The following is a 6,471-nucleotide window of genomic DNA, read 5'->3' as shown; positions in this document are numbered from 1 at the left end:
AGTCCTTCAGTCGGATTTTACGCTGGTTTAGTTTATTTCTAGTAGATCTGATTCCCATGCTGTGTTCCCGAGTTCGATTCTCGTCACCCGCTCCATGAAGAAGGCCCAGGTCGGAGACCCGGGCCTTTTTGCTGTCCTGGGTGATCACTCGCAGCGCCGGGCTGAGCGGCCGGCAGGCGCCGCTACCGGGCTGCCGAGCCGGGCCGTCCGAGGCCGATTCACCGGGAAGCTGTACGTCTACCCCGGCACCGGCTGCACGACGTCGCCGTACGGCTCGCGGAACGAGATCGACACCGGCTGGGGCACCTACAACGCCATCGCCTGATGACCGGAAATACCTCAGCGCCCAAGGCCCAACCCGGCCCTGTCGGGGGTCCCAACTCCACGCCGTCTGCGCACTGATGACGGCTGGTCAGGTCTCCCGGCCACGTGCCGTAGCTGCCGATCTACGGAGACTTGGTGGCGATGGTCGTGGTGACCTGGGTCCGGGACCGGCGTCAGCGCTCGCAGTGAGCCGCCCGGTGTGAACGCGGCGAGGGGGCGCCGGCTCGAAGCCTGGCGCCCCCTCGTGTGTCCGGGCTGGGGCGCTCTGGCTTCACCAGTTGACGGCGTCGTCCATCGACTGCTGCCAGTACGTGACCTTGAGCGAGTCGTCGACGTAGACGCCCTTCGCGGGCAGCGGCGGGTGGGCGCCCGCGCCGACGCTCTCGTTGCCGGAGGGGCCCTGGAAGTAGACGGTCAGGGAGTGCACGGTGTGGCCGTGCTCGCCGCTGCCGTCGGTGGCGGACAGGTTCACCGAGGCGTAGCCGGACTCGCCCGGCCGGAGCGTGACGACCGCCTGCGGCTGCGATGCCTCGATGACCGGGGGCACGGCCTGGGCCTCGCCGAAGCGGACGGCCGGGTAGCCGTAGAGGAAGCAGCTCCTGCTGCCGGTGTTGGTCACCGTGAGCAGCATGTGGTTCACGGGACGGTTCAGCGGGGCCGCGACCGTCCTGGTGTCGGACCCCTCGCAGGTGACCGGCTTGCCGGACGGGACGGGCTTCTTCGACGCGGAGACGTCCGCGGTGGGGCCGGTGCCGGCGGTGGCGGGCCTGGTCTTCGGGGAGGAAGCGCCGGAGCCGGAGGCGGAGTTCGGGGCGCTGGGTGCGGAAGCGCCGGAAGAGGTCTTCGCGGTCGCCGTCGAGGCGCCCTCGCTGTGGACGCCCGTGCCGTCGTTGCACGCGGTCAGGGAGAGCGCGGCGAGGGCGACGGTCACGGCGGCGCCGGCGAGACGGGTGCGGGAGGTGCGGAGGTTGGACATGTGGCCGTGCCCCTTCGGTGTTCGGCTTGGGGTGGTGATTGGATGACCGAAGCTTGTGAGGCGTTCTGTCCCAACTGCCACGCATGGCGGGCAGTTGGGGACGCTGGAACGGCGAAACGCGTTCTGACCAGGGGGAAGACAGTGGCGCTGGAACGCGGGACTGGGACACGAAGGGATGGGGAACCGGTGCCAGGGGCAACGGGGGCCGACGGGGCGGAGGCGTTCGCGCCGCTGCTGCGGGAGCTCAAGGACCGCTCGGGGCTGAGCTACGGGGCGCTCGCCAAACGGCTGCACATGAGCACGTCGACGCTGCACCGCTACTGCAACGGCACAGCGGTGCCCCTCGACTACGCCCCGGTGGAGCGCCTCGCGCGGGTCTGCCGGGCGACGCCCGACGAGCTGGTGGAGTTGCACCGGCGCTGGATCCTGGCGGACGCGGCACGAGGGAGCAGGGCGGATCAGGCCCCGGCGACGGGGTCGGATCAAGGGGCCGGTTCGGCCGCCGGTTCCGCCGGCGGTTCGGCTGACGCGGCGGACTCGGTCAGTGCCGTGGAGCCGGTTGTCGTCGATGTGGAGCGGGACAACGTGCCGTCGCGTCGTCGCCGTACCGTGCTGATCGCCGTCGCCGCCGTCGCCGTACTGGGAGCCGTCGTCCTCACCCTGCCCCCGCTGTTCGGCGGCGGGAACGGCGCCAGGGACCGACGGGCGGGCGACACCACCGCCACGAGCGCCGGCGTGGCGGACGGCGGGAAGCCGTTCGTCTCCCCGTCCCCGAGCGCGAAGCGGCACAAGCCGTCCGCGCCGGCCTCCGCCACGCCCACCGGATCCGGATCCGGGACCCCGAAGGGCGGGGCCGCGCGGACCGACGGCGGCGACCCCGGCGCCGTCCCGCTCACCGTCGGCACCCGTCCCTACGTCTACGACAGCCCGTGCAGCCAGCACTTCCTCGTCGACAGCGAACCCGGGCAGGTGGGCCCTCCGGCGAGCGAGCAGGACGCCCCGCGATGGGCCGCCGCGTACGGGGCGGTGTCCTCGGGCGAACAGGAGATCGCCCTCACCGTCCAGGGCACCGGCCGGAGCACCGTCGTCCTGGAGGCGCTGCACGTACGCGCCCTCACCAGGGACGCGCCGCTGCGCTGGAACGACTACTCGATGGGCGTCGGCTGCGGCGGCGGGGTCGACAGCAAGTCGTTCGACATCGACCTCGACGGCGGCAGTCCCACGGTCACCGTCAAGAACGGCCAGCGCGACTTCCCGTACAAGGTCAGCGAGTCCGACCCGGAGGTCTTCTACGTCACCGCCCGCACCAGGGCCCACGACGTCCGCTGGGACCTCACCCTGGACTGGTCCAGCGGGAGCCGCCGCGGCACCGTCCACATCGACAACGGCGGCACCCCGTTCCGTACCAGCGCCGGCGCGGGCCGCCCGGGTTACGACTACCCGCTGGGCGGCAGCGAGTGGATCGCCCGGGTCGGCTGAGGGGCGGAGCGGAGGGCCGCGGGTCCGGATCCTGCCGGGTGCGCGCGGGTGAGGGGCCCCGGAGGGATCCAGGGCCCCTGGGGTCTGCCGTGGGTCACTTCAGGACGTTGAGGGTGTTGGTGGCGTCGTTGACGAAGTAGACGGCGTCGCGGTCCAGGTCCACCGCCAGGCCGAAGAGGGCGCCCGCGCCGGGCGGGGAGCCGCTCTTGTCGAGCTGGCGGAAGGCCACCTGGCGGCCCGCCGGTGTGGTCTCGACGATGTTCCCGTCACCGCCGTTGACGGTCAGGATGTGGCCGTTGGGCGCGATGGCGAGGCCGAGGGGGCCGTTGAGCCGGCCGCCGCTGGTGACGACCCTGCCGGTGCCGGCGCTCGTCTTCCGGGTCAGCGCGCGCTTGATGACGGTGATCCGGTTCTTGACGGTGTCGGCGACGTACAGGGAGCCGTCCTTGGCGAGGCCGACGCCGGTCGGGCCGACCACCAGGGCGGTGGGGTCGGTCCGCTGGGCGAAGCCCGAGCCGATCGTGGTGGTCCGCACCCGCTGCGGCGGCTGGTTGTCGTGGCGCTTGAGGGTGATGCGCAGGACGGTGCCCCGGTCCACCTCGTCGCCGCCGCCCGCCACGGTGCCGTTGAGCACGTTGGTGACGAACAGGTCGGTGCGGTCGCCGTAGCTCGTGGCGGTCATGTCCCACGGTCCGTTGATGCCGCCGCCGGCGATCGTCCTGCGGACCTTGCCGCGGTTGTCCAGCACCAGCAGGCAGCCCGCCTGGGCGGTGGCGGCGGTGCCGTCGGCGGTCGGCAGGCTGCCGACCACGACCCATCCGCCGGGCAGGATGCTCAGGGCGGTGGTGAGACCCACACCGCCGGGGCACGGGCCGGGCAGGCGGGCCGGGTCGATCTGGGCGAACAGCGTGGCGGTGCCGCGCGGGCTGACCTGGACCAGGGTGGTGCCCGTGCCCTGCAGGTTCTGGCTGTTGTTGAAGTTGCTGACCAGGACGTTGCCCCTGCGCAGCTTTCCGGCGTTGCGCGTGACCACGGCCGTGCCGTAGGGGTTCACGTCGCCGTTCGCGGGGACCGTGGAGGCGATCTGGCGCACGGTGTGGAGGCGGCCCAGGAACGTCCCGCCCGCCGAGGCGGCGCCCGCCGCGGCCGCCACCGAGATGACCACGGTGGCTGTCAGCGCGGACAGCCTCCGTGTCCATGGTGACAGAAAGTTGGTTTTCATGTACGGAACGTTAAAGTGATGGTGGGATTTGGTGCGCACGGACACGCGCCGCCCCGGGTGTTTCGCCCGGCAGGTAGGCGAACCGGCCGCGTCAGCCGCCGCACTGGTGGTGTCGGCACTTGGGGCGGAACGTGGGGAAGCCCGGCCGGGGGGTGGGGGTGGGCCTGCGTCTGTCGGGTCTGCCCGGGTGCTTGGTGTGGTTCGGGCTGGGCGAGGCGGAGGCGAGGCCGGGCTCGTCGGCGCCGTGGCCCAGGGGCTCGGGGGCCGGGAAGGGGAGATCGGGCAGGCCGGTCAGGGCGCCCCCCATGTACCGGGTCCAGATCTCGGTCGGGATGTCGCCGCCGAACACCTTCTGCAGACCGCCGACGCCCGCGAGGGACTGGAGCTGGGGGTGGGCCGGGTCCTCCTTGAAGAGGACCACCGAGGTGGCGAGCTGGTGGGTGTAGCCGATGAACCAGGCCGACCGGTAGTCGTCGGTGGTTCCGGTCTTGCCCGCCGCGGTCCGGCCGAGGGCCTGGGCCTTGGTGCCGGTGCCCCGGGTGATGACGCCCCGCAGGACGTCGGTCACGTTGTCGGCGACCGCCGACGGCACGGCCCGTACGGGGGTGGGGGCCGAGAACCCGGGCAGCATCACCCCGTCGCGGGTCACCTGGGTCACCGAGTACGGCGTGGACTGCATCCCGGAGGCCGCGAACGTCGCGTAGGTGCCCGCCATGCGGATGGCGCTCGGGGTGGACGTGCCGATGTAGAAGCCGGCGCTGGGCGCGGCGAGGCTCTCGGAGCGCAGGCCCAGGGCCTTGGCCGTCCGGGCCACGTCGGTGTAGCCGACATCCTCGCCGAGCTGCACGTACGGCGTGTTGACCGACTGCTCCATCGCCGTGCGCAACGGGATGGACCCCCAGTGGTGATTGGTGTCGTTGTGCTGGTGGAGGAGACCGGTGGGGTCCTTGTCGTCGGTGACGTAGTTGCCCTGCTGGTCCTTGATCCGGATGCCGTCGTCGCCGTCGAACTTGCTTGCCGGGGTGATCGGCGCCGGGGACGTGCCGGGTTTCAGGACGGCTCCGTACTGGAGCGCGGAGGCGAGGACCACGGGTTTGAAGGTCGAGCCCACCGGGACGCCGGAGGTGTCGGCGTTGTCCGAGTAGTGGCCCTGCCCGTAGCCGGGGCCGCCGTAGACGGCCAGGATCCGGCCGGTCGCCGGGTCCACCGAGGCGGCGCCGACCTGGACGTCGCGGTCGGCCGCGCGGTGGCCGGGGTCGAGGCGCCGGCCGCGTACCTCGGCGACGGCCTTGGTCAGTTCCGCCGTCTTCTTGCGGTCGAAGGTGGTGTGGATCTGGTAGCCGCCCCGGCCCAGGCTGCTGTCGGTGGCGCTCGGGTCGTGCTGCTGGACGTACGCCCGGGCCAGCTGGACCAGGTAGCCGGTCTGACCGGTGTACCCGGAGCCGGCGGTCCACTTCGTGGGCGCCGGGAAGCCCTGCGCCGCGTACTGGGCGCGCTGCTGCTGCGTCAGCCTGCCGGTGCTCACCATGCGGTCGAGCACCCAGGACCAGCGCGCCTGCGCCTGCGCCCGGGCCGCGGGGTCGGTGTCGGCGTGCTGCAAGAGGCTCGGCTCGTTGACCGCGGCGGCGAGGAAGGCGCCCTGGCTCACGGAGAGCTTCTCGACCGGGACGTTGTAGTAGACGCGGGCGGCGGCCTGGATGCCGTTGGCCTGGCGGCCGAAGAAGCACGTGTTCAGGTAGCCCTGGAGGATCTGCTGCTTGTTCATGCTCGCGCCGATCTTGGCGGAGATCAGCAGTTCCTTGATCTTGCGGGAGAACGTCTGCGACTGGTCGAGGTAGGTGTTCTTGACGAACTGCTGGGTGATCGTCGACCCGGACTGTACGGAACCGCCCTCGGCCATGTGCACGACGGCCCGCGCGATGCCCTGCGGGTCGATGCCCGGGTCGGTGTAGAAGGAGGCGTTCTCGGCGGCGATGAAGTCCCACTGCACGCCCGACGGGACCTGCGCCAGCTGGACGTTCTCCCGGTTCACGCTGCCGTCGGTCGCCAGGACGCTGCCGTCGGACCAGTAGTAGACATTGTTCTGGAGCAGCGTCGAGGGGTTGGGGTCGGGGATGGTGATCGTGGCGTAGGCGTACCCGACGGCCGCGGTCAGCCCGCCGACGCAGAACAGGAACGTGCCCAGCACCTGGCGCCACGACGGCAGCCAGCGGCGCGGGCCCCGCAGGCCCGCTCTCGGATAGTCGATCCAGCGTCTGCCCGCCGCGGCGCTGCTGGTGCCCGTCCGGGCCGCCGCGGCCTGGCCGGCGGCGGGCCTGCGGGGTGCGGCGCGGCCCGAGCCCGTCCGGGCCGCCCTCGCCTGTTCGATCCAGGTGGTGGTGTCGCAGCCCCAGTGGGTGCCGGTGAGCCCGAGTTCGTCGCGCAGGAGGTGCACGAGCAGCAGCCTGGGCTCCACGTCCCTGGTGTGCGG

6 protein-coding genes are annotated in these 6,471 nt (G+C 72.0%); 3 read left to right on the top strand and 3 right to left on the bottom strand.

Annotation, left to right across the window (positions count from 1 at the left end):
- Positions 1-94 precede the first annotated feature (94 nt).
- Together ACWEN3_RS38225 and ACWEN3_RS38220 are read left to right on the top strand one after the other, a co-directional pair.
- The gene (locus tag ACWEN3_RS38225) at positions 95-325 is read left to right on the top strand and encodes a hypothetical protein (protein ID WP_452980880.1); all 231 of its coding nucleotides are present in this window, start codon (positions 95-97) and stop codon (positions 323-325) included.
- A gap of 134 nt (positions 326-459) precedes the next feature.
- Positions 460-513, top strand: a complete 54-nt coding sequence (locus ACWEN3_RS38220; RefSeq protein ID WP_452980883.1) for an SCO3870 family protein — start codon at positions 460-462, stop codon at positions 511-513.
- A gap of 82 nt (positions 514-595) precedes the next feature.
- Here ACWEN3_RS38220 and ACWEN3_RS38215 read toward each other — a convergent pair whose 3' ends face one another.
- Complete coding sequence (locus ACWEN3_RS38215; RefSeq protein WP_452980878.1) at positions 596-1,300, bottom strand: DUF4232 domain-containing protein; 705 nt, start codon at positions 1,298-1,300, stop codon at positions 596-598.
- Positions 1,301-1,486: 186 nt separating this feature from the next.
- Here ACWEN3_RS38215 and ACWEN3_RS38210 point away from each other — a divergent pair, with 186 nt between their 5' ends.
- Positions 1,487-2,779: a helix-turn-helix domain-containing protein gene (locus tag ACWEN3_RS38210; RefSeq protein ID WP_452980875.1), complete on the top strand. Its 1,293-nt coding sequence runs from the start codon at positions 1,487-1,489 to the stop codon at positions 2,777-2,779.
- 94 nt (positions 2,780-2,873) lie between these two features.
- On the opposite strand, the gene ACWEN3_RS38205 is transcribed toward ACWEN3_RS38210, so the two are convergent.
- Together ACWEN3_RS38205 and ACWEN3_RS38200 are read right to left on the bottom strand one after the other, a co-directional pair.
- Entirely contained in the window at positions 2,874-4,001 is a 1,128-nt protein-coding gene (locus ACWEN3_RS38205) for a hypothetical protein (RefSeq protein ID WP_452980872.1), read from the bottom strand.
- A 91-nt stretch (positions 4,002-4,092) separates the two neighbouring features.
- Positions 4,093-6,471, bottom strand: a 2,379-nt coding sequence (locus tag ACWEN3_RS38200) for a transglycosylase domain-containing protein (protein WP_452980869.1), incomplete at its 5' end; no start/stop codon positions are given.

This window comes from Streptomyces sp. NPDC004561 (assembly GCF_053602155.1).
The sequence above is the reverse complement of the archived record's forward strand: the minus strand, read 5'-3'. Positions and strand labels throughout refer to the sequence as shown.